21 protein-coding genes and 1 tRNA gene are annotated in these 22,946 nt (G+C 70.3%); 14 read left to right on the top strand and 8 right to left on the bottom strand.

All coding sequences use genetic code 11. The annotated features are described in order from the left end of the window. Positions 1–167: 167 nt before the first annotated feature. Positions 168–932 (bottom strand): hypothetical protein, encoded by a 765-nt coding sequence (locus MFF56_RS25715; RefSeq protein WP_238231634.1) that lies wholly within the window; start codon positions 930–932, stop codon positions 168–170. Positions 933–1,191: 259 nt separating this feature from the next. Here MFF56_RS25715 and MFF56_RS25710 point away from each other — a divergent pair, with 259 nt between their 5' ends. Then, entirely contained in the window at positions 1,192–1,887 is a 696-nt protein-coding gene (locus tag MFF56_RS25710) for a hypothetical protein (RefSeq protein ID WP_238231633.1), read from the top strand. A 9-nt stretch (positions 1,888–1,896) separates the two neighbouring features. Here the strand turns inward: MFF56_RS25710 and MFF56_RS25705 are convergent, their stop codons facing one another. Beyond that, positions 1,897–2,385: a hypothetical protein gene (locus MFF56_RS25705; protein WP_238231632.1), complete on the bottom strand. Its 489-nt coding sequence runs from the start codon at positions 2,383–2,385 to the stop codon at positions 1,897–1,899. Positions 2,386–2,582: 197 nt separating this feature from the next. After that, positions 2,583–4,442, bottom strand: coding sequence for a hypothetical protein (locus tag MFF56_RS25700; protein WP_238231631.1), 1,860 nt, complete (start codon positions 4,440–4,442; stop codon positions 2,583–2,585). Between the two features lie 254 nt (positions 4,443–4,696). On the opposite strand from MFF56_RS25700, the gene MFF56_RS25695 reads away from it, so the two are divergent. Together MFF56_RS25695 and MFF56_RS25690 are read left to right on the top strand one after the other, a co-directional pair. Beyond that, on the top strand, positions 4,697–5,527 hold the full coding sequence (locus MFF56_RS25695) for a hypothetical protein (protein ID WP_238231630.1): 831 nt from the start codon (positions 4,697–4,699) through the stop codon (positions 5,525–5,527). A 19-nt stretch (positions 5,528–5,546) separates the two neighbouring features. Continuing rightward, positions 5,547–6,848 carry a hypothetical protein gene (locus tag MFF56_RS25690; protein ID WP_238231629.1) on the top strand — a complete coding sequence of 434 codons (1,302 nt, stop codon included), beginning with the start codon at positions 5,547–5,549 and terminating at the stop codon, positions 6,846–6,848. Positions 6,849–6,864: 16 nt separating this feature from the next. On the opposite strand, the gene MFF56_RS25685 is transcribed toward MFF56_RS25690, so the two are convergent. Continuing rightward, a complete protein-coding gene (locus tag MFF56_RS25685; protein WP_238231627.1) occupies positions 6,865–7,497 on the bottom strand; it encodes a hypothetical protein in 633 nt (210 codons plus the stop codon). A gap of 257 nt (positions 7,498–7,754) precedes the next feature. Here MFF56_RS25685 and MFF56_RS25680 point away from each other — a divergent pair, with 257 nt between their 5' ends. From MFF56_RS25680 to MFF56_RS25670, 3 genes are all read left to right on the top strand, one after another. Next, a complete protein-coding gene (locus tag MFF56_RS25680) occupies positions 7,755–8,558 on the top strand; it encodes a metallophosphoesterase (protein WP_238231625.1) in 804 nt (267 codons plus the stop codon). Between the two features lie 48 nt (positions 8,559–8,606). Beyond that, positions 8,607–9,458, top strand: a complete 852-nt coding sequence (locus tag MFF56_RS25675; RefSeq protein ID WP_238231623.1) for a metallophosphoesterase — start codon at positions 8,607–8,609, stop codon at positions 9,456–9,458. Between the two features lie 424 nt (positions 9,459–9,882). Then, the gene (locus tag MFF56_RS25670) at positions 9,883–10,251 is read left to right on the top strand and encodes a hypothetical protein (RefSeq protein WP_238231622.1); all 369 of its coding nucleotides are present in this window, start codon (positions 9,883–9,885) and stop codon (positions 10,249–10,251) included. Between the two features lie 77 nt (positions 10,252–10,328). Here the strand turns inward: MFF56_RS25670 and MFF56_RS25665 are convergent, their stop codons facing one another. After that, the gene (locus MFF56_RS25665) at positions 10,329–11,498 is read right to left on the bottom strand and encodes a hypothetical protein (RefSeq protein WP_238231619.1); all 1,170 of its coding nucleotides are present in this window, start codon (positions 11,496–11,498) and stop codon (positions 10,329–10,331) included. A gap of 141 nt (positions 11,499–11,639) precedes the next feature. Here MFF56_RS25665 and MFF56_RS25660 point away from each other — a divergent pair, with 141 nt between their 5' ends. The 3 genes from MFF56_RS25660 to MFF56_RS25650 all read left to right on the top strand — a co-directional run bounded on the left by MFF56_RS25660 (position 11,640) and on the right by MFF56_RS25650 (position 13,866). Then, complete coding sequence (locus MFF56_RS25660) at positions 11,640–12,848, top strand: PDDEXK family nuclease (protein ID WP_238231617.1); 1,209 nt, start codon at positions 11,640–11,642, stop codon at positions 12,846–12,848. Positions 12,849–12,993: 145 nt separating this feature from the next. After that, positions 12,994–13,458: a hypothetical protein gene (locus tag MFF56_RS25655; protein ID WP_238231615.1), complete on the top strand. Its 465-nt coding sequence runs from the start codon at positions 12,994–12,996 to the stop codon at positions 13,456–13,458. 307 nt (positions 13,459–13,765) lie between these two features. Next, positions 13,766–13,866, top strand: a tRNA-OTHER gene (locus MFF56_RS25650). A 416-nt stretch (positions 13,867–14,282) separates the two neighbouring features. Here MFF56_RS25650 and MFF56_RS25645 read toward each other — a convergent pair. The 3 genes from MFF56_RS25645 to MFF56_RS25635 are packed head-to-tail and all read right to left on the bottom strand — an operon-like array spanning position 14,283 to position 18,039. Next, a complete protein-coding gene (locus tag MFF56_RS25645; protein ID WP_238231614.1) occupies positions 14,283–15,797 on the bottom strand; it encodes a coiled-coil domain-containing protein in 1,515 nt (504 codons plus the stop codon). Positions 15,798–15,811: 14 nt separating this feature from the next. Beyond that, positions 15,812–16,828: a DUF6384 family protein gene (locus tag MFF56_RS25640; RefSeq protein WP_238231612.1), complete on the bottom strand. Its 1,017-nt coding sequence runs from the start codon at positions 16,826–16,828 to the stop codon at positions 15,812–15,814. A 38-nt stretch (positions 16,829–16,866) separates the two neighbouring features. Next, positions 16,867–18,039: a cell surface protein gene (locus MFF56_RS25635; RefSeq protein WP_238231610.1), complete on the bottom strand. Its 1,173-nt coding sequence runs from the start codon at positions 18,037–18,039 to the stop codon at positions 16,867–16,869. A gap of 282 nt (positions 18,040–18,321) precedes the next feature. Between MFF56_RS25635 and MFF56_RS25630 the strand changes: the two genes are divergently transcribed. From MFF56_RS25630 to MFF56_RS25610, 5 genes are all read left to right on the top strand, one after another. Then, the gene (locus MFF56_RS25630) at positions 18,322–18,813 is read left to right on the top strand and encodes a MarR family transcriptional regulator (RefSeq protein ID WP_238231608.1); all 492 of its coding nucleotides are present in this window, start codon (positions 18,322–18,324) and stop codon (positions 18,811–18,813) included. Between the two features lie 69 nt (positions 18,814–18,882). After that, a complete protein-coding gene (locus tag MFF56_RS25625) occupies positions 18,883–19,458 on the top strand; it encodes a hypothetical protein (RefSeq protein ID WP_238231606.1) in 576 nt (191 codons plus the stop codon). Further along, complete coding sequence (locus MFF56_RS25620; RefSeq protein ID WP_238231604.1) at positions 19,455–21,662, top strand: penicillin-binding protein 1A; 2,208 nt, start codon at positions 19,455–19,457, stop codon at positions 21,660–21,662. The genes MFF56_RS25625 and MFF56_RS25620 overlap by 4 nt, the downstream gene beginning before the upstream one ends. Positions 21,663–21,795: 133 nt before the next feature. Next, the gene (locus MFF56_RS25615; RefSeq protein ID WP_238231602.1) at positions 21,796–22,554 is read left to right on the top strand and encodes a sigma-70 family RNA polymerase sigma factor; all 759 of its coding nucleotides are present in this window, start codon (positions 21,796–21,798) and stop codon (positions 22,552–22,554) included. A 43-nt stretch (positions 22,555–22,597) separates the two neighbouring features. Next, the gene (locus MFF56_RS25610; protein WP_238231600.1) at positions 22,598–22,936 is read left to right on the top strand and encodes a hypothetical protein; all 339 of its coding nucleotides are present in this window, start codon (positions 22,598–22,600) and stop codon (positions 22,934–22,936) included. Positions 22,937–22,946 lie beyond the last annotated feature (10 nt).

Below are 22,946 nucleotides of genomic sequence, written 5' to 3'. Positions count from 1 at the left end.
CGCGCACGCGGGAAGCCGTACTCGCCTCCAGCGAGCTGACAACGCGCCGACCACCGCCTCGTGCGGGTGATCCGACTTGCTCCTTGGAGCGGTCCTGCGCTCCAAGCGGGTGCAGACTCCGCCTGCCTCCGGCCCGAGGGCAGCCGCCACAGGGCAGGTGACCGACCTCACCAGTCCTGGGGAACGATCAATCCCCGCTTCGTGACGACCGTCCAGACAGCTCCACGTCGCTCGACCGCTTCGACCCGTCCGACGCCAGGCACGACGTCGCCACGCGCGACTTCGACGACACGCCGTTTCCGATCCTGGATCGTGGCGGCGCCGTCCAGGACCTCTCGCAGCGCCCAATCGCCGAGCATCGTCGGTGCAGCTGCGGCCGCGTCCCCGATCGAGCCCGTCGTCGCCGGTTCGACCTTCGGCTGCGTCTGCGCGGCCGCCTGGAGTTTCCGATCCAACGTACGTGCGAGTTCGGCGATGCGTTCGGCCTGATCGCGGCCCAGAGCGTCGCTGCGGCCGCGGAGATCCTCGTGCAGGGCCGCGAGGTCCCGATGCAGCCGCTCGACCCTCTCGACCAACGCGTCGTCCCGGCGGCCGGCCTCGGTCTCTGCTGCCGCGACGGCTTTGCCCGCCTCCGTCGCGGCTGACGAGCCGCGCTCCAGTTCGGCGAAGAGCCGGGCCGTGTCCGCGCGCCCGGCCGCGAGTTCGCTTCGCAGCGCGTTCAACTCGTCGCGGTAGCGATCCCGCGGGGCACTGGCGAAGCCGAGGAGCGTGCCTAGAAGCAGGCCTGCGACGGCGGCCCCCAGGACCTTGCGGTCGAACGCAGGAGCGATCCGCAACCACCTGCGCGCAAAGCCGGACGGCGCCTTCGTGGCAGCGGCGATGGCCTCGGACGCCGCCCCCGCGCCCTGCTTGTCCTCGGTCTCGTCCGCCATCGCCCCCTCGTCGAGTCGTTTCGGGACAACCCTACGGCCGAGTCTTTAATGGACCCTTTACCCAGTCGCCCGCCGACGCCGCCGCACCGTCGGGGTTCGATCGCCGCTCTCGCGCGTTGACTGGTCCGGATGCGCAGGCGCGGAGGCCGAGATGAGCGGGCGAAGGGATGAGGTTGGTTCCGAGCCATCGGCCGTTCCGTCGGTCTGCGTGCGACCGGTGCTCGACGTTCAGGCCGCGGGGTCCGCGGAGGCGGTCCGCTTGGCTGAGGCCGCCGGCCTGCCCGCTGGCGGCATCTGGAACCGGTTCAGGCCCTGGGCGCAGGTCGAGGACGGAGAAATGGCCTTCGGCCGCCACCTGATCCAATCGACGGGCGCCTACGACGACGACAGGGAGCGCGAACCCGATCCGGCAGAGCCGCCCGTGGCCCACGTCTGGGGGATCGACGACATCGAGGGCGTCGACGAGGCGCTGGACGGCCTCGAGCGGGCCGGGCTGGGTGGACGGACTTCGAACGACGTCCGGGACGTGATGCGCCAGCTCCTGGGCATGCCCGAGGCGGCCATGTTCGCGGCGCGTCGGGCCGTGACCCGACGGACATCCGGGATCCTCGTGCTGCGCAGGAGGGTGTCCATCGGAATGGTCGGAGCGCCGTACGCGTCCTACTCGGCCTGCATCGAGAGCTACGCCGTCCTGGCCGGCGGGACGGACCTGCGGGCCGCGCTGCTGGCCGCCGCAGGCCTCCAGATCCAGGCGGATCTCCTCACTCTGGCGGCCGGCCTTCGCCAAGCCGGCCACGGCGGGGAGGTCTTCTGCTCCGTCTCGGAGGCCCCTTCGGCCAAGGGGGCGGTCGGAACGCTCCGAAGCGTGGCCGATCACGCTGCGGACCTCGTCAAGCACCAGCACCGCGAGGTCACCGAGAAGGTCGGCTTCACCACCTTCTCGGCACCGCGCTGACGCCGGCGGTCAGAACCGCGGGCTCGGCACCGCCGTGATGCTGAGGTCGAGCTCCGGGCCGTGCAGATCGAGCAGGTCCCAGCCGACGTCCAGAGCCTGCGACTGGCGGAGCGTATCGTCCTCCAGGCCGGGGCTCCGATCCGCCGCGTCCGAGGCGTGGGCCTGACTGGCCAGATCGAGGCAGAGCCGGAGGTAGTTCGAAGGCACCGTGAGGTCGGCGTCCACCGGAAGGGGCTCCCGATCCGCGGGACGCTCCGACGCCTTGGGCGGCGGCTGGAAGGAGCCGTCGAGCTGGTCCGAGTAGTTCACGACGAGGTCGTGAAGCATGTTCACGGCTTCTTCCTGCCTGCTCCGTTCCCTTTCGAGTTCTGGCGCTCCCATCGCCTGCCCGTCGTCGAGCATGTTGGACGATGCCATCTCGTGGACGATCTCGAGGGCTTCGGAGAACGGCATCGCTTGGTGGGCGACGCCGTCGGAATCGACGTAGCGGTCGGACATGGGAGCCTTGCTTCTCTGGCGACGACGTTCCTTCGCGGCCGTCCGTCGCGATTGCTTCGTGGTCGGCCAAGCTTAGTACCGCGTCACGCAAGCCGCCACGACGGCCGGAAGGCGCCTGCCTGGGCACGGGACGGATCCATCGGCGATCCAGTGGTCCGTCGCATCCTGACCGCAACGAACGGTCGCGGTCACGCCCCTCAGTTCAGCACGACGTTGGTGGGCGCTCCGGCCTGCGGCGGGGACCGCCACCCGAAGACGGTCAGATCGCCCCCCGCTTCCGTCCAGAGGAAGTCGCAGCCCTCGCGCCGGACGCCGACCAGATCGCCCTGCGGCGTCGGCCTCGTGCCCACCATCTCGCCCGCCACGAGCCAGTCCTTGAGCGGGCCGGCATGTTCCGCATCGACGACCAGGGCGCCGGGGTCGTCGACGATCTTCGTCTCCCAGGGACCGAACAGGTCGCGCGCGGCGAGAAGCATCGCCACCATCTCCCGTTCGGGCATGCCGCGCCTCGAGCGCCACGCGTGGGGCGGAATGCCGATCGACTTCGCCACGACCCGCGGCGCCTGCCCGCGGCAGCGCGTCGAGATCTCCTCGCGGAGGCGGTCCTGGTTCCGGTCGAGAAGTTCTTCCAGCGCTTCCTCGTCGGAGAAGTCCTCCTCGTCCGCGTTGGCCACGGTGCCGGACAGAAGCGCGTCCACGAGTTGGCCTTCCGGCGTGTCGGGATCCAGCAGTCGAGCATCGCCCTCGGCAAGGATGTGCGGGATGTGGTTCTCGTCGATGCCGAGGTTGCGGAGGGTGAACATCTGCGCGGCGAGCGGCAGCGCGCAGGGAACCGTCGGACGGCCCCAGCGGTCCGCTCGGACGAGCCCGGCGGTCGAGTTCGCCTCCTCAGCTTCGAGCCAGCGGACGGGCTTGGCCGCGATCCAGCGCTCGACGCGGGCCGGGAAGGGCCTGAATTCCCTCAGGAACCGGTCCCATGGAATGCTGACGGGCGTGCCGAACCCTTCCTCCGCGATCAGATGAGCGGCTGCGAGCGGGTCCGACGATGTCGCATCCACGTCCAGCGTGTAGAACGGGCCAGCGAGATAGGGAGCGACGTCGTCGGCCCCCCTCGCCGGAAGGGCGGCCCCGGCTTCCGTGGGCCACGAGACGACCTGGAACATGTCCGACATCTCGAACACCAGGATGTCGAACGGCCCGAAGCGGCGGTGCGCGCACGACCAGCCGCCGTCGCCGAACCACGCACGGCGCCAGTCGAGAGCCCATTGGGGCGTTTCGGGCGATGCCAGGGCCGGCTCCTCGGTGCTCGTCGCGACGAGGTCGCTGCCCGCGAGCCATATCTCGGCCGCGCCGACGACGTCCGCGTACTCACGGCTGAGCACCATCACGGCCGCGCGGTCGAGGCAGGAGCCCAGATCGGCGCCGGCGAACCGGTCCATCATCGAGGCGATGTTGGCGGCAGCGGAGGCTTCGTAGGACCTCACGGGCTTCCACATCGAGCGCGGGATCCCGGTATCGCGACAGAACCGGTCGGCGAAGGTCGAAGGCGCCCAGTCCGCCGCCGCCCGCGCGCAAGCCGCGGCAACGGCTTCGGCCCGCTTCGCGGCAGGCGCCACCGCGCACGTCATGATGGCGCTGGACGCGGCCGCCTCGACGTAGCCGGAGACCGTGACGACGGAGCCGCGCAGGGTCTTCTTCGTCTCCTCCAGCAGATGGGCGGCGTGGGACGCCTCCTCCGGTCTGTCGAGCAACGCGGTCGCCTGAGCGACGAGGGGAGCGTCGACCCCGATCAGCGGCACGTATGCTTCGGACATTCGGATCGCGTCGTCTGGAGGCGTTTCGGTCCGGACCAAGCACGCATTCCGCGGCAGCGCGCGCCCGCCGTCGGCGGCGAGGGGCTGGAACCGGGCCTCGAATTCCGCGCAGGTCAGAACGACGGTCGCGCCGTCCGGATCGACGAGCACGACCCTGCCGGTCTCCGACTCGTCGCGCGAGGCGATGCGGTGAACGAGTCCGGTGGCGAACAGCGGAAGGCTGCCGTATCCGTGGGCGGCCATGGTCGGCCCTTTCGATTTCGGCAACGACTGATGCCGTAAGGCTTTTATGTCCAAACGCTCCACATCCATACAGGTTGCCGAAGCCCGGGACGAGCGGTCGGCGAAGGCATGGAACGGCGCGTCGTTCGTTCGGCCGAAGCATCATCTCCGCGGCCGGTTAACAGCGCTCTACCGTCGGCGCGCCGAGCGCGAAGGAACGACGGTTCCCGTTTTCGGGAACCTCGCCTATCCTGCATGCCGATGGAGAGTCGCGCATGAAGTACCGTATCACAGTCGGGCGGATGGCCCGCGACGAGAGAGGTGTCGCCCATGTACGCGCCGCCGATCCCGCCGCAGCCTGCGTCGAGGCAATCCGTTTGTTCGACGAAGGTCGACTGAGCGCGGTCGGGGCCACCTGCGATCCCAAGGCGGCCTACGTCGTCGCCGTGACGGATGCGGCCGGCGGATCTCGAGGAATCCCGTCGCGGTTCGGTGAGGGTGCGGCACATCTCGGCGTGGATTGGCCGAAGTCGCACGCCGTGGCCGTGCTCCTCCGCGAGATGGAACAAGTTGCATCGCTGACCCGTGGTTCGGACGCAGGCACTGCTATCGACGTGCTGCTGAGAACCTTCATCAATCCGTCAATGAAGAATGTGGCCCGTACCCAGGGGCTGCGCGACTACAGCGTCGCCGTCGCTCGGTTCGAGAAGGCGAACGTCCTGGAAACGGAGGTCGAGGCGGAGAGTGTCGTCGAGGCCTGCACCAAGGCGATCGAGACTTCGCACGCGGGCGCTCTCGTGCCGGTCCTTCGGGCCGCGACATCCGATGCCTTCGCGCTCGCCATCGTCGAAGGCATCGAACATTCGAGCGCCGACCTGATCGAACGCTCGCTGGACGTGCCGGCGCCCTGGTCCGAAGGCTGGCGCCTCCACGCGCCCCACCTGCAGGCACTGGAGCTCTTCGAGGCTGGGGCCCGCGACGCCCTGCAGGGCTTCCGCATCGCCGTCCGTGGGCGGGAGGACCTTCACCACCACGTCGAGCGAGCCGAAGCGGCCTTCGCCTCGATCCCCGCCCCTTCGACCGCCTCGGCGGCACCGAGCATCTGACGACATCAGGAGGCCAATCATGCCCGCTCCGACGCAGGAACAGTTCGACGCCGCCCCGCTCTACCGCGCGATCCTTCCGGCCCCCGGGGAGGTGGAACGCGACTGGTCCCTTCACGAGATCGTCGTCGGGGGTTTGGCCCTCGTCCGGACGGACACCGACGTCGGCGGCTTCGAGGTCCGTCTCGAGGGCGTGCCGATCGCCGTCGGCGCGCCGCACGAGGAAGAGGGCTGGAAGGGCTACCGCATCCAGTACCTGTCCAGCGACACGGAGACGATGATGCATGCGGACGACCGCGACGAAGCGCTCCGGCGCCTAGGCCGCCTCGTCGAGCGCGCCGTCTTCTCACAGGACGAGATCCTGTTCATGCGCCTGCGCGGCCAGGGTGTGGACCTCGACCGGATCCTGGAAGACGGGGAGGACGATCTCGACCTGGCCCTCGGGGAGCCTCGCTACGGGGAGCCCCAGCGCTACGTCCGCGACGGCCGGCGCGTCTGGCGCGAGGGGGCCGACGCTCCGAACCTCTGGTTCGAGGTCCGCAACGACCTCATGCGCTGCGGCGAGGACGGCGAGGTCCTCTGTCCTGCCGCCTCGCCGATCCTGGCGCAGATCGACCTCCTGCGGAACGATCCCGAGGCCGTCCGACACCTTGACGACGTGCGGGCGATCCGCGCCGCGGTCGGAGAGGCGGCACGGATCCCGGTCGTCGAGACCCGGTTCGCCCTCCACTTCTTCGATCTGCGCAGCAACGGCATCCCGGACTCCGTCGTCACGCAGGGGGCGCTCGAGGCCTACCACCAGCCCGCCCCCGCCTGCTTCGGAGAGGAAGCCGACGCGGGCGACGAGGCCGGCGTTCCAGAGGTGGTCGATCCCTCCGTCGTTCCCCACGGCCGCACGGCCGATCGGTACATCGGCGAAATCATGCGGGAAGCCGCCGGCCTCCACGTGCACTTCCAGGAGATCCGGAGCGGAGGTCTCTACCGCGACCCGATCGTCCGCGGCACGATGCGCGAGCAGATGACGCCCTACCTCGGCGGCTTCCCGATGGAGCACGTCATGAGGTCCGTCGCCCCGCGCGATCCCGAAGGCTACGCCGCGTTCTACGAATTCTGGAGCGCGGGCGAGGTCGTGATGGAGGTGCCGGTCCAGGAGCATCCCTCGCAGCCCGGCTACCGCACGCAGCCGGGTCATGTCTTCCGCCGCGACGGCTACGACGCCCTGGTCTTCGCCGACGACATGGCCCTCTACGCCTACGCCTTCCCCTCGCCGCCGGACGTCGCGGCTCGGCCCGACGAGCAGGAGACCTACGCTCCGCGGATGTGAGGTCCGCGGAAGAGGGTCAGCCGAGAGGCGCCCGGGGCGACCTGGGCGCCTCTTCCGTTTCGGAGGCGGCCTTCGACGCCGCAAGGACGGGTTCGACGGGCGCGCTCATCGCGAGATCCCAGCCGAAGATCGGCAGGACCGGCGCCGCCTGATAGGTGCCGGCCCAGAGATGCTGCAGGTGGAAGGCCCCCGCGACGTGGGGTGCGAGCGCCGCCCGCAGCTGGAAGCTGTCCCATGCCACGTTGGCGACCACCATGAAGGCGGTTCCGTCCTCCTTCACCCCGATCCAGGACGCCGTTCCGCACGCGGCCTCGCCCGGCTCCGTCGGGACGATCCGTCCACCCGCCGATTCCCGAGCGGAGGCCCCCTGTCCGAGCGTATGACCCCCTCGCAGCATCGCGGATCTCGTGACGGTCCCGGCCAGGGCGAGAACGCCTTGGCGGATCGTCCCGACCTGCGAGTAGAGCGGGCCCTCGCGGCCGCGGTTCTCGATCGAGAGCCATCTGTCGTCGGGCAGGTCGACCGCCCCGACGCCGATCAGGTCCGGAAGCCCTTCCCCGCGGATCAGCACCGTCCGGGACGCCCGGCCCGTCACCGGAACCTCCATGGCCACGAGGTCGGCGCGCCCGTCGAAAGTCCGTTCCGTCATGTCGGCGATGCTCCGTCGATACCGACGCAAGTCTCGCCGCATCTCCCGCAAGGTGAAAGCACCTGTTCCTTCGGGGTTGACGAGACCGGCATGCTTCACGCTTCATTGCTTCGCGCTCGGAGGCCCGGGCGCAGGCAGGCACCGCAGTGGGAGAGCGCGGCCATGACGCGCGATCGAGCCGATCGGCACCTGCGGTCGCGCACGCGATGCGGCGACGGTGCGTCCCGGCGTTCGGCCGATCCCGGACGCGGCTCGGCATGGGGGAACCGTTGAAGCTGACCCCGATGTCCGATCTGCATTTCGGAGCCCCCACCGCTTGGCGGCCGCGTCTGCGGGCCGACGTCGATCTGCTCGTTGTGGCAGGCGACGTCTACGAGGGCGACATCGTCCGGAGCATCGCCTGGACCGCGGAAGTGGCGGATGGACGGCCCTCCGTCTTCGTGCCCGGCAACCACGAGTTCTGGGGGCGCGCGCTCGAGGCGGAGCTCGATCGCGGACGGGAGGCAGCGGCGTCGCTCGGCGTGTCGATGCTCGATGGTCAGGGCTGGGTCGAGGTCGGCGGGGTCGATTTCGTCGGCGGGACCTTGTGGACCGACCTGAGCCTCAACGTCGTCGCCGACCGACCCATCTTCGGCCGCCAACTCGGCGAGCCGGTGGACGTGCGCGGCGCCGGCATCGACCGCCGCGCCAAGCCCGGCGACGCCGTCCGGTGGCACCGACGGATCGCGGGAGCGATAGAAACGGCTCTTGCCGAAGCGCCTCGCGGCCGGCCCAGGGTCGTCGTGACCCATCATGCGCCGACGGCTCTCAGCCTCCTCGAGAGGTACCGCAGGGACCCGTCCGCGGCCTTCGCGGCATCCGCCCTCGATCGCCTCCTCGCCGGGGGAGCGGACGTCTGGATCCACGGTCACGTCCACCACTCCGTCGATCTCGTCGTCGGGGGTACGCGGCTCGTCTGCAATCCCTTCGGCTACGACGGCGCCAACCCCGATTTCACCGAGGATCTCGTTCTCGAGCTTCCCGACCCACCGCAGGACGCCCCGGTGGCTTCGGTACCCTGACCCTTTCCTCTTCGACCTCCGGCCGGCTTGGCCGCAAGGAGCATCAGAGTGCGCATTCGGCCGATGTCGGATCTCCACGAGGAGTTCATGCCCTGGGACCCCGGGACCGATGCGCCCGAACACGACGTCGTCGTCATCGCCGGCGACCTCGTCACCCGCATGTCCCGGGCCCCGGCGCGGATCCACGCGCTCGGCCTCGACGAGCGGCCCGTGATCTACGTCGGCGGCAACCACGAGCATTACGGATCCTCGCGGGACGGCGAGCTGGCCAAGGCCCGCGCGGCGGCCGCGGCCTTCCCGAACGTGCACGTCCTCCAGGACGACGAGATCGTGGTCGGCGGCACGCGCTTCCTCGGCGCGACGCTCTGGACCGATTTCCGTCTGTTCGGCGACGAGCGCCAGCGCGAGGCGATGGAGCTGGCGGGCACGAAGGGCGCGGGCATGAACGACTTCCAGCGCATCCGCCTCGCCTCCAAGGACTACGCCCGGTTCCGCCCCCACGATGCGGTGTCCGAACACTTGAAGACGGTGGCATGGCTGAAGGCGCGGCTGGCGGAGCCCTTCGACGGGCCGACCGTGGTCGTGACCCACCACGCTCCGAGCGCCCTGAGCCTGCCGACCGACATGGAGGGCGACCTCCTGTCTTCCGCCTACGCCTCGCGACTCGACGATCTCGTGGCCGCGTCCGGCGCCGCGCTGTGGGTGCACGGGCACATCCACTCAGCGGCGGACTACGAGCTGGGCGGGACCCGCGTCCTCTCGAATCCGCGCGGCTACGTGCAGTGGGTCGGGTACGGACGCAGCAGGGAGTTGCAGCATCAGCCGACCGGCTTCGACCCGAACCTCGTCGTCGAAGTGGCTGCGCCGCGCCCTGTCGTCAGCCCGGGAGCGCCGTCGTGAACGAGCTTGCCCGACGGCGCTCTGGTGCGATCTTCGCTTCCATGGGAGCCCCGAAGTTGCCGGGAAGAGCAGCCGGATCGGGATGCTGTACGAGCGCCTGCGGTTCGCCGACCGCGAGGTCGTCTTCACGCGCGAGCCCGGGGCTGCGAGAGCATGGAGATCCTGCACAATCGAGTTCCGAGCGGAGCGGTCCGGTGGGAGAGCCGGGACAGAAGACGGGGCGCGACCCATCGACTCTGGGCGGGGTCGCGGCCTACCTGCGATCGGCATGCGGGCTGGTGCCGAATTCGAGCTGGCATGGGCAACGCCCCTGAGGAGTCGCCAAGCCGCGCCGACAATGGAACGGGTGCCGCCTGCTGACCTGGACGATTTGACGGCAAGCAGCGCCTCACGGCATCAAAGGTCTCAACACTCGGGGGTCATCATGCTGCGCGGCGTAGTCCTGGTTGGCGTTTTCATGGTTTCGGTGGCTGCGGTAGCGGGCCCCCTGCCTTCCCGGGCAGACAAGGCCGCAATAACCCAGTGGGCCGTGCAGACGTTGGTCGATCCGTACTCGCTGCGCTCGACCGCCATCTCGGACGTGACGGTGGTAGACGGCCGTCAAATCGTCTGCGTCGAGTTCAACGCTCGGAACAACTACGGCGGATACGAGGGTGTGCAGCGTACGACTTTCGTGGTCACGCCGGAAGGCTTGATCCACGGATCGCGGGCGCGCCCTGTGACCACGACCGCCACCTGCTACGCCGCAGGCGTGGTCATGCGCCCGTTTCCTGAGCTTGCCTCAATCAGATAGCCGGACGGGGCGCATCCCGTCTCCCGGCACGGATGGTCAGCCGGGCCTGCCCCCTGACGCGGGCAGGCCCAGGCGGCTCAGGGACGCGGCCCGGCGACAGGCTCCTCGGGAGCCGCCTCGGCCTTCGGGCCGTCCGCGATCGCGACGTCGAGATGCGACAGGGCGAGGCCGTAGACTTTGTCGTAGCCGTACCCCCAGTTCTCGGTCGGACGGAAGCCGCCGCGCCCGGCCGGCAGCGTCACCGGTTCCCTGTTGGCCCTGGCATGACCCGCCCCGTGGACGAAGTTGTGCAGCCCGATCTCGCCGACCTTGCCGTAGGGGCCGGGGGAGAGCTCGAGCGGAGCGTCCCAGTCGCGCGTCAGGAAGGCTCTCAGCGGTACGCGGAACGCCATGACCGGGATCGAGCAGTACCCCGCGTTGTCGAGCACCTCGAGGATGGCTTCGGGATCCTGGAGGCGGGGGCGGGCCGAATGGGTCGGCCAGTCGAACTCCCGCCATTCCCCCGCGCGCTGGACCCGCCGCTCCCAGTCGTGGTCGGTCTCGCCCGGCCCGCGGACCGGGTTTACTGGGTCGACCGGATCGTTCCTGGTCCGCCAAGCCGCCAGCAGCTCGTCCCTCGGCACGTTCGCGAATGAGAGGTAGGCGGCCAGCAACGGGCCGGGCTCGACGCAGTGGGGGTGGACGGACTTGCCGTGGCCGTCGATGCTCCAATCCTCCGCGTTGGGCCACTCGGTCTCCTGGCCCGGTGCGAACGCGACGAGGACCTTCGTCGAGGGGTGGATCCCGTCGAACGGCCTGGACTTGTCCGCCGCCTCCAGGGCCTCGGACATGCGTTGGCGCAGGAAGTCCCCAACGGCCTCGCGAATCTCGTCCGCATCGTCGTCGGGGAAGGCCGCACGCAGCCCCTTGTCCACGGCAGCGAGGATCCGCTTCGTGCCGGGTTGCCCGGCGACGACGTTGTCGTAGTAGTCTTCCGCGGACTGTCCGATGGTCCCGGCCACGTGGGCCTCCGCCGCCTCGGGACCGTCGCGGAGGAAGAGCTCGGCGACCTCCTGCGCCCACCTCGCGTCGTCGCTCCTCTGGTCGTATCGGTCGAACCGCTCGAAGCGCTCGCTCTCGGCGAGGCGCGAGAGCACGGCCGCCAAGGCATCGTGCGTCCCGAGCTTCTCGAGGATCTCCTCCCAGGACGTGCCCTCGACCACGACGGAACCGTCGTGGCCGGGCAGAACGATCGATGCATGGGGCATGGCTGGTCTCCTGCCCGGAGCTAAGCGGCCGCTCTCGAAAGAAGCAACGAGACGCCGAAGGAGTGGACGAGCGGTGGCGCGATCGGGCTTCGAGCCGCTATGCTCCGCCGTCGGGGCTTTTTTGAACGGTTCTCCAGAACGATGTACGGCAGGCACCTCGTCTTCGAGCACAGCGATGGGTCGGTCCGGCGGGCCAGAAGGCTCGCCCTCGGCGACACCTCCGGCCGCGACGAGGCGTGGCTGCGGGACTTCCTCTTCGCACACCCCGAGACCCTTCCCGTCGTCGACGTGGACCCTTCCTACGAGCGCCTCATCCCCTTGTGCCGCGAGCTCGGCACCGAGGCCGGCCCCCTCGACATCGTCTACCTGGACGATCGGGGGCGGCTCGTGATGGTCGAATGCAAGCTCTGGAGAAATCCGGAGTCCAGGCGGAAGGTCGTCGCGCAGATCCTCGACTATGCCAGGGCCATATCGACCTGGTCGTATTCCGATCTGCAGAGACGCGTCTCGGCCGCCACGCGCCGCAAGGGCAACGTCCCGTTCGAGATCGCGCGCGCCGTCTCCCCCGATCTGGAAGAGCACGTCTTCGTGGATCGGGTCACCGCCTCCATGCGGTCCGGACGTTTCCTGCTCCTGATCGCGGGCGACGGGATCCGCGAAGACGTCTCGGCCATGGCCGAGCTGATCAACCGCAACGCAGCCCTGGGCTTCAGCTTCGGTCTCGTCGAGGTGGCCCTCTACGGGTTCGGCGATGCGGAGGCCGGCATCGTCGTCCAGCCACGGGTCGTCGCCAGGACGCAGATCATCGAGCGGAGCGTGGTGCTGCTGCAGGACGCGGCTCCCGGCACGCGCTTGGCCGCGGTGCCGGACGAGGGCGGAGCGCCTTCGGAGGATGCTGGTATCGCCGCGGGTCCCATCGAAGGGGAAGCACAGGTCGCTCGCCGGGCCAGCCCTCCGATGGACGAGTACCGGCGCTGGTGGCAACCGATCCTGGAGATGCGCTTCGACGACCCGGATCAGGCCCCGCCGGTGCTCTATTCGAACAACGTGCGGATGGGGCTGCCCTTGCCGGCAACCTGGATCACCGCCTACGGGGACGCCCGGGATGTCGGCGTGTTCTTCAGCGGCCGCGGAGAGGCCCACCGGAGGGGCATGGAGCTCCTACTCGGGCAGGAAGCCGAGATCCTATCCGAACTGCCGGAAGGCTCGGTCCACGACACCAGCTTCCGAACCGTGCGGCGGCAGGCGAGCTTCGCGGGCGACGACGAGAAGAGGGCGTGGCTCGCCGCGACGGCCAATGCGTACGTCAACGCTCTGCGCCCTCGCCTGCGGAGCGCGGTCAAGCTCTGAGGACCGTCGATCGGCGGCGGGCCCGCCTCGCCCGGTGCCGCCGACGCCCGGAAGGCCTCCCGAGACCGATCTCGGGCCCCACGTCGAAGGAACGCTTTCGTCTTGCGGACGGCGTGGGTATGCCGGCCCACGACGGGAGGGCGGCATGGACAGCGCACACATGGTTGTTCTCGGCTCGATCGCCTGCAGCGGACTGGACGACGCGTGGCTGCAGTTCGACCACGCGGGTCCGGTCGAAGCGACGCCCGAGAACGTCGAGGCCGCTCGCGCCTTCGTACTCGATCGATGGCGCGAGCGTGCCCACGAGAACGGACTGCCCGAGCCCGCCGACCTCAGCAGCGCCTGCAAATTCTGCGCGCTCTTCGCCAAAGCGCTGTTCGGCGGCTCGATCGACGGCCACTACGAACACCTCTTCAACCGGGTCGGCGGCGGGATCCTCGATCTGTCGGAGGCATCAGCCGACGTCGGCGGGATGGACGCCCCCTACCGCACCGATCTCGAATTCCTGGCATCCGAGGATCTGCACTACAGCCTGCAGACCTGCCTGCCGCGCGTGCGCGCCTGGGTGGCGGCCTTCCCAGCCGCCCCGGCCTCCGCACCGCGGCCGTAAGGGAAACCTTTCGTTCAGCATGACTGAAGGGACCGACCGCGTCTCGCTTGCGCCGACGAGGTCGTCGAACGAAGGTGTCGTCCCTGAGATCGAGGAGGCTACGATGTACGGCCCGCGGAAGGAGATATCGAACGACGGCGTCGACGGGGCACGATCCCTGTCCGCCGGCAGGTCGTTCCATGCTCGGGCCCGTTGCAGGGGCGTCCGGATGCGGTAGGAGTCGGCGGCCAGACCGTCCCTTCCTCGTAGCACCCCGACGCCCTCGCCGGACCCCGGCGAGGGCGTTTCCGTATGGGAAGCCGCGCGCGTCGCGGAAGTGGCGGAATTGGTAGACGCAGGCGGACGGCTCCCGACGAGCTTCCGCCGGGACTCCGGTCCTTGAGGGCTTCGAGCCCCTCCGCCGCGACACCGGCCGGCTCCGCCGTCGGAACGCCAGACAGGATCGGGAGAAGCTGAATCGGCTCAGCCCTCACCCGAGGAACGGCCGCCGGCCAAAGCCGCCGGGGCCGCCACATGAAGGTTCTGCCTTCTTCGGTGGCGGCGCCGGATCGGCCGGATCGGGCCACGGTCCGGAAGACGCCTCGGGAGCAGGCACGAAAAAGGGCCGCTCGACGAGCGGCCCAAGTCTCGATCCCGTAAACTCGGATCCAGGCGCCCGGCGCCGGATCCGTCCTATACCTATTGCCGAATTCATTCCTTCCCGTCAATGCTTGCCGCGGTCATTCCTTCGGAGCGACGCCGGACGGGCAGCCCGAGCTCAGCACCGTAGGGTGCCGCACCCGCTTCCGGTCCCTATGCCCGCACCCGGCCGGACGCGGGCATCCTCAGAACTCGCCACCCGTCGTGAAATCGGAGCCGCCGGCCGCCTCGGCGGCACCTGAGGAGCCGGCGGCCGCGGCCGCCCCGATCACGCCGCCGGTGACGAAGCCCCCGCCGGCTCCGATCCCGCCGCCCGTCCTGAAGTCCTCGTCCTGCCTGCGGTTCGAGGTTTGGTTTTCCTGGCGGTCGTTGCGCCCCCAGACCGAACCCGCGTCCTGCCCCCAGGAGGGCTCCGCTCGGGCGACGGGTTTGGGACGCTCGCGGCGCGTCACCTGCAGCTTGATGCGGAAGCCCGCGCCCGTCGTGCGCCCGTCGGCCATCTGGTCGAGATCGGCGCCGCCGAGTTCCTCGTCGAAGAGCGTGTCCTCGTCGTTCCAGCCATTCTCGGACAGAAACCGGACCTCTCCTTCCAGCAGCTTGCGCCGCTTCCGGATCCGGTCGACCTCGTCCTTCTTCGCCGTGACGACGCGCCCCGCCTCGGCGCCGCGCTCCCGGGCCTTCCGGATCTGCGCCACCAGAAGGTCGTCCAGGGCATCCGGCGTTTCGGCGGCCGCCTTCTCGATGCGCGAGAGGCTGTCCGTCGAGAGGGAGCGGCCGAGCGCTGCCGACGCCAGATGCCAATCCTCGTCGTCGCGCTCGGCCGCCTTCCGAAGATCCCTGCCGCTGCGGCCGAGCTTGGCCCTGAGCGCGTCGAGTTCGGCCTCGGCGGTGGCCGCGTCGCCCTTCAGCCGGCGCGCTTCCTCCTCGGCCTTCTCGGCCTGCTCCGTATGGACCGCACTCGCGGCATCGAGCCCCGCCCGCGCCTCGGCGAGTGCCGCCCGCAAGCGTTCCGCGTGCGTCGCGAGCCTGCGCGGGATCTCGTTCAGGTTGGTGAAGTCCCGCCGTGCCGCCTCGTAGCCGACGAGCCGGGCGACCCAGCCGTCGAGCCTGCGTACGATCCCCGATCCCGCGTAGGCCGGCGTCCCGTAGGCCCGGTCCCAGAGATACGAGAAGGTGGTCTCCGCGAGGTAGGGCCTCGCCTTTTCGTCGAGGTCGCTGCGAGCAGCGGCGGCCTTCTCCTCGGCCTTTCCCGCCTGTGCCACGAGCGAGGCGACTTCGCCGGCGAGCCTCCGGCAGGTCTCGTCCGTCTCCAGGGCCTCGACCGCATCGGCTTTTCTGCGCGCGGCGGCCGCCTGGGCGTCGGCGGCGGCGCCCGCGGCGCGACCATGGGCGCCCGATGCGGTTTCGACCTGCTCCTCGAGATCGGCGATCCGCTCCCTGGTCTCGTCCAGCCTCCGCTCGCGGCGCTGGAGGATGCTCGCGGCCTCCTTCGCCGAGGCATCCATGCGCCCGGTCAGCGCCTCGCCGTCCTGAGCGAGCCGCATGGCGCCGAGACGGGTCCAAGCCTGAGCCTCCTCGGAGCGCTGCGCCGTCTGGATGCGGACGGCGTCCTCCAGCGCGGCCGCGAGGCGGCGTTCGTCGCGCCAGAGCTGATCGTTCCGCTCCGCGATGCGCCGCGCGAGTTCACGTCCGTCGATCATCGAAGCCCCCTCGATCAGCGGCTGCGGGAGCCCGGCGGGGGCTCCCATTTGGTCACGGCGCCGTCGCGTACGGACATGCGCCAGTCGACGGCGAGGCGACCGGGCTCCTTCACGCCGACCAGGGTGTTCGAGATGATGCCGTCGTCCTGCTTGTCCCGGCGGACGGCGTCGAAGACCTCGTCGGGAACGCGCACGCCCCATTTCATCACGGTGTCGACGCTGCCGGTCTCCTCGTTGCGGATCCGGCGCGGCAGCGGCCCGTTCGGACCGAGGGCCTCGACCACGAGGTAGTGGTTGCGCGCCGAAGGATTGTCGCGCGGGATCCGCCAGAAGCCGGAAGCCTCCTTGGAGCGGGTCACGATCCGGACCTCGTAGCCGGTGCGGAGTTCCTCAAGCATCCGGTCCGCGGCCGCGAGCTCGGCCCTGGCCCGGGAGACGTCGCCTGCCGCCAGCGCGTTGCGGGCCGCCTGCGCGAAGGCGGCCGCCTTCGTCTTCGGCTCCTGATCCTTGGCCTCGCGTCCGACCGAGTCCGTCATCGCCGTGATCCGGCCGGGCAGCACCCGATCCCTCTCGTCGGCGGCGACGGAGGCGACGGAGCGCCTCCCCTCATCGACGTACTGCAGCGAGACGAGCGGGACGGCCACGATGCCGACGGCGGCGACGCTTGCTAGGGCGGCCTTGCGCGCCCATCGGCTACGGGTCGCATAGAGCCGGGCCAAGCGGATCCGGAAGCCGCCCGCGGGCGGGGTGAAGACGTAGCGTCGGGCATCCTGAGCCCGGATCGCCTCCTCAATCACCCCGTCCGGGACCTGGATCCCCTGCCCTTCGTACTGGGCTCGGACGCGGCGGATCAGCTCGGCTCGCCGTTCGTCCGCCGACAGGTCCCGTGCGACGGAAGCCTGCTCGTGACGGATCGCGTCGACGGCGTCCATCGCGAGGAGGACCTCGTCGAGGGCGGGCGCGGGGACCGGCGGCTGCACCGGGGTCGGCGCGCGGTCCGGCGCCGCCTCCCGCTCGATCGTCTGGGCCATCTCGGGCTCCCCTGCTCGGCGCTCGTTCCGCACGGACCTCAGGCGACCCGCGCCGTCAGCGCGGCGAAGCGGCGGCGCCCGTCCTCCACCGCGTCGCGGATCTCCTCGGAATTGCGCGTCGAGAGCCGGCGCTCCTCCTCGACGATGGCGCGCTGGCGCTCCTGGAAGGAGAGGACGCTGTCGACGAGCTTCCTGACGGAATCGGCCTTGGTGGTCGCGCCGTAGCCCGTGCGCACGCCCTGCTCCAGGATCTTGTCGCCTGCGCCCGCCAAGGCCTCGAGGCCCTTCGAGACGCCGGCCTTCATCGCCTCGACCGACTGGGTCGCCTCGTGCAGCCCCTTCAGGCCGGTGAACGACACCTTCAGGCCGGTGAGCACGATCTCGTTGGTGGAGAAGAAGGAGACGCCCTGCTTGTAGACGCGGTCCTTCACGTCGGTGGCCTGCTTGGCGCGCGCCATCACGACATCGGCGGTGTTCACCCCGATGGTGAGATTGTCGGCGAGATCCTTGGCGATCTGATAGGTCTCGTCGGCGTCCTGAACCTCCCGCAGGCGGGCGTCGCGGTCGAGCTCGAGGCGGGCCTTGGCGACGGCTTCGTCCCCGCGTCGGCCCTCCAGCTCGGCGGAGGCGGAGGCGAGCGCGCCCTTGGCGGCCTCCAACGCGCGTTCGGCGGCGGCGGCGATCTCCAGGGTCGCGATCTCGGCCTCCTTCAACGCGACCCGGAAGTCGGCGTAGGCGCCCACGATGAGACGCTCGCGTTCGACTTGGTCCGCCGTGTCCTTCATGACGGACCGGTAGGTGTCGGCGATGCGGTCGAAACGGTCGGCGACGTCGCCGCGCGACACCTTCATGATCCACAGTGCGATCCGCTCGGACAGGTCGATGCGACCGTCCTCCAGGTGATCCGACATCATCCGCAGATCCTGGATGATCCCGTCGAAGTCGCCGGCAATCCGGCCGAAGCGCTCGCCGACCGTCATCTGCGTGATGTGTCCGCGCACGACCTCGTTGAACCACGATTGCTGCGAAAGGGTCCGCGCGACCGTGCCGATCCGGGCGGCGTCGACATGCTCGATCCGGGCGAGCAGCTTCACGATCGGCTGCTCGGCGGATGGCGCGGAGGGAAGGAGCCCGAGGTCGCGGAGCGCCATCAGCGCGCGGTCGAGGATGACGCCGCCCTTCGGGGCGGGCGAGACGGGAAGGCTGTCCATCGGGAACTCCGGTCGGCGAAGCGGTCGGCCGTTGCTTCGCAGGCGCCTTAGAGGTGGACATGCGGGATCCCGTGTCAACATTGACTATTCCTTTCCAGCGGCGCGGCCGCCCCTTTGGTTAGCGATGTGTCGCAGCGGCCTGGTCCGCCGCCCGAGTCACGCTTGCCAGATGCCCGGACGGGCTGCATGTTCGGAAGTCGTTCCTTCAGCGGGCCTTTCGCACGGATGTCGTCCGGAGCTCAGCCACATGACAGGCTGGACTGGTGTGCCGTCGCCGTCCGGATGGACCGGGCCGTCCGGGCGTTCGAGGAATTCGTGCGTGCGGAACTCTCGCGCCACAGGATCGACGGCCTGACGCCTCAGCAGGCGCTTTTCCTCCTGTCCCTGGAGGGCCGGCCGCAGCGTCTCGTGGAGGTCGTGCGGGCGCAGCGGATCGTGGCGTCGAACGCCACCTACCTCGTGAAGACCCTCGTCCAGACCGGATTTCTCGAACGCTACCCCGATCCGCACGACAGACGCACCGCGATCGTCGCGCCCACCCAGAAGGCGCTCACCGCCGTCGGCATCATCCAGACCGCTCTGGCGCCCGCCCCGACCGCCCTCCCCCAGGTGAAGGCGGCCGCGGGAGCCGCACGCCTCTTCGAGACCGTCTGCTCGGCCGACGAGGCGCCCGCCACGGCGCCGCCCCCGCCGGAGCCCGTTCGGCGCCCGATCGTCGCGCCGCGCATCAGCCTCGCTCCGCCTCAGCGGGTTCTGGGAACGCGCACGCGCTGAGGACGCGCACCTGCCGAGCTTCTTGCGCGCCCGCTTCTTCCGGGCGATGTCGGAAGGAACGGAGTCGACATGTTCGGACTGGGCTTCTTCACGAGACGGCGCGCCCACCGCGCGACATCCGCCGCCATGGCGTCGCTGGCGGACGCCTTCGCCGGCCAGCCGCATGCCGAGCGCGCCGCCATCATGGCCGTGGCCAACGCCCTTCTCGCTTCCGTGGCGGCGCGCCACGGGGACCTCGTCATGCGGCGCCCGTCCACCCTCGACAGGGACGATGCCGCCGCCATCGTCGCCGAGCTCTCGCTGTCCATGGCCAAGCTGTCGCTCGCCTCGGAGGAGTTGTCCGGTCGCGACTTCGGGGATCCCGTGCTCGACGGCATCCACAGGCAGATGCGCGCCACGGAGCTCGTGGTCGGGACGCTCGGCATGGCCATGGATCCGTCCGGCAAGCGCGTCGTGGTGGAGGCGTGGAGCAACCTCTATGCGGCCCGGCGGCACGCCAGGGCCGCGGTCGCCGCGCTCCTCGCGTTCCAGGAGGAGACCGGCACCTCTCCGTTCCCGGAGGGCGTGCCCTCGAAGCCCTCGGACCTTCTCGCCCTGGCGACGACCGCGCCGCCGTTCCTGCGGGTCCGGACGGTCGCGGCATGAGGCTCGTCCGGCTCGCCGCCGGCGGCCTGCTCGCCGGCGGCGCGGCGGTCGGCCTGATCGCCGCCGGGCTCGCCCTCGCCCTCGCGCGCCAGGAACTGCCGAGCCTGCCCGACCATGCTCCGCTGCGCACCTACGTGCCCGCCCTCGCCTCCGAGATCCGGGCGGCGGACGGCAGCCTCGTCGCACGGGTGGCGGACGAGAATCGGAAGTTCGTCCCGGTCGCCGCGATCCCTCCGATCGTGGTCGCAGCCTTCCTTTCGGCCGAGGACCGCAACTTCCGCCGGCATCACGGGGTGGACGTGTCAGCGCTCGCCCGCGCCGCCGCGGTCGGGATCAAGGGCGGGACGCGTCGGATCGGCGGATCGACGATCACCCAACAGGTCGTCAAGAACCTGCTCGTGGGCGACGAGCGCTCGCTCCGGCGCAAGATCCGGGAGGCCATCGTGGCGCTCCGCATCGAGCGCGACCTGGGAAAGGACCGGATCCTCGAGATCTACCTGAACGAGGTCTATCTCGGCTCCGGCGCCTACGGCGTGGCCGCTGCGGCCGAGAGCTACTTCGGCAAGCCTCTGCACGGTCTCGACGCGGGCGAGGCCGCGCTTCTGGCGGGGCTGCCCAAGGCTCCGACGGCCGCGGATCCGCGGCGCCACCCCGCCCGGGCGCGGGAGCGCCGCGACTACGTCTTGCGTCGCATGGCCGAGGACGGCGTCATCGACGCGGCCGCAGCGCGCGCCTTCGCGGCACGCCCCGTGGCGGTGCTGCGCCGCCGCCCGGCGGAGGAGGTACGCTACGGCTGGTTCGTCGCGGCCGCGCGCCGCTCGCTCGCCGAGCGTCTCGGCCCCGCGGTCGTCGGTCGGGGCGGTCTGGACGTGCGCACGACGCTCGACCCCCGCCTTCAGGACGCGGCGGAGGAGGTCCTGCGCCGCAACCTCGTCCGGCTCGACCGGCAGGGGGGGTGGCGCGGACCCGAGGAGCGGCTTCGCCCTCCCTTCTCCGCATCGACCGTCCCGGAGGAGCCGGCCGGCGCCGCGCCGTGGCGCGCGGGCGTCGTCCTCCAGGTCGGCCGCTCGGCCAGGATCCTCCTCCGGGACGGCCGCACGGTCGAGCTGGCGCCCGAGGGCTTCGCCTGGACCGGGAGGCGGACGGCCTCCGCGCTGCTGGAACCCGGAGACGTGGTGCTCCTCGACGCAGGCCCGAAGCCGTCCCTGCAGCAGATGCCCGAGGTCGAGGGCGCCATGACCGTCATGGATCCCCGCAGCGGCGACGTTCTCGCTGTCGTCGGCGGCTTCTCCCGCTCGCGCTCGGAGTTCGACCGGGCGACGCAGGCGAGACGGCAGCCCGGCTCGTCGTTCAAGACGTTCGTCTACCTGGCCGCGGTATCGATCGGCTACGACGGCTCCTCCCCGGTGCTCGACGTCCCAATCGCGATCGACCAGGGGCCCGGCCGCGGCTGGTGGCGCCCCTCATCCGAGAGCAGCGGGGCCGGGTTGGGGCTGATCCCGATGCGTCGGGCCCTCGAACTCTCGCGGAACATGGCGTCCGCGCGCATCCTCAACGACGTCGGACAGAACGCGGTCGAGTCCTTGCTGCGCAAGCTCGGGTTCGAGCTGCCCTCGCCGATGCCGATGTCGGCGGCGCTGGGAACCGTGGAGACCAGCCCGTTGGCGATGGCGGCGGGCTACGCGGCCATCGCCAACGGGGGCACGATGGTCAGGCCCCGCTTCGTCGCCTCGGCCTCGTCCTCGGGAAACCGGATCGCGCCCAGCTCCGACTGGGGCGGGAAGGGCGCGCGGGTGGTGGATCCCGTCGATGCCGCGATCGTCGCCGACGAGCTGCGCGGCGTCGTCCAGCGCGGCACCGCGCGGAATGCGTTCGCGGGGTTTCCAGATCCGATCGGCGGAAAGACGGGCACCACCAACGACAACAAGGACGCGTGGTTCGTGGCCGTCGCCCCGAACCTTGTGGTGGCGACGTGGATCGGCCGCGACGACGCCCGCCCCCTGCCGCCGGGCGCGTCGGGCGGCCACACGGCGGCGCCCGTCGTCCGCGAGTTCCTGGACGCCGTGCGGGACAGGTTGCGGCCCGAGCCTTTCGGCGTGCCGGAAGGAGCGACGACGCAGCTCGTCGATCCGAAGACCGGCCTGCCGTCGAAACAGGGGATCGAAGTGGTGGGCAGGTCCGCCGCCGTTCCTTCGCAAGAGTGATACCGAAGCCCGCAAGGTATCCGAGCACGCTTCCGACGTATCGCCGGGCTGCACATTTCATTCCTTTGCCATTGACACGCCCGCGACCATGGACTTTCCATGGATCGGCAAATCCGCCGCTTGAAAGACCTGCATGACCCTCACGCAGACGGTTGCGTTCCGCGAGACCATGCTCTCGCCGGACGAGGAGAGCGGGTTGGTCGACGCCTATAGAAACGACGGTTGCCGCCGATCCCTCGACCGCCTCGTCCGCACCCACGCCCGCATGGCGTTCTCGGTGGCGCGACGCTGGTCTCGCAACGAAGCCCACATGCAGGATCTCGCCCAGGAAGGCATGATCGGCATCATGAGGGCGGCCGACAAGTTCAACCCGAGCTTCGGCAAGCGGTTCGCACAGTACTGCCGCTGGTGGATACTGAGCAGCATTTCTTCCCGCGCCTCCGAAGTGGTCTGCGTCGTGGACATGCCGGATCGCGTGTTCGCGGCCCATCGCAGCCGCCGCCTCGAAGGAGAGGACGCCATCCTCGTGGGGGCCGCGGTCGCGGCCGTCTCGCTCTCGGAACCCCTGGGCGAGGAAGGCGGCACCACCATCGCCGACATGCTGGCGAGCGAGGAGGCCTCCCCCGAATCCGCCACCGTCCGGTCGGGGATGGACCGATACTACCGAGCCGCGGTGCAGTCCGCCCTGCACGGCCTTACCGATCGCGAACGACAGGTCCTGCTGCGCCACCGGTTGTCAGACGCCCCGGAGTCGCTGACGGACATCGCCCATACATTCGACCTCAGCAAGCAGCGCATCCAGACGATCGAGCGGGCCGCGATGCAGAAGGTCGAGCGCAACCTCAGGGCCGCGGGCTTCCGGGCCGAGGATCTCGACGAGCTCGTGGCCTGACCGGTCCGGGGTCGGCCCAGCCTCGGACGGAAAGGAGACGATCATGTCGCACGGCGTCGAAGAGCCCGTCGCGCAGCTGCTGGAGATCCTCGTCGTCGCCGGCGGGGCCGTCGGCATCGGAAGGGACGATCTGGACCTGCGTTCCGACGCGGTCTCCATCCGGCCGGCCGGCATCGTCGTCGAGCTGACGGAGCCCAGGGACGGGATCCGCCGCTGGCGGACCGGCTACTTCTACGAGGTCGCCCTCCTCGGAGGCGAGGCGACTCCCCGGCGGGAGACCTTGAGGATCGACTCCGAAGGCGACCTCGTCGTCGTCGCGAAGGCGGCGCTCGTCGCGGCGGTCGAGAAGATGATCGACCGGGCCATCGACGCGCGGTCGTAGTTGCGGCTTT

It is taken from the genome of Methylobacterium hispanicum, from assembly GCF_022179285.1.
Classification (GTDB): Bacteria; Pseudomonadota; Alphaproteobacteria; order Rhizobiales; family Beijerinckiaceae; genus Methylobacterium; species Methylobacterium hispanicum.
This window is presented reverse-complemented; position numbering and strand designations above follow the sequence as displayed.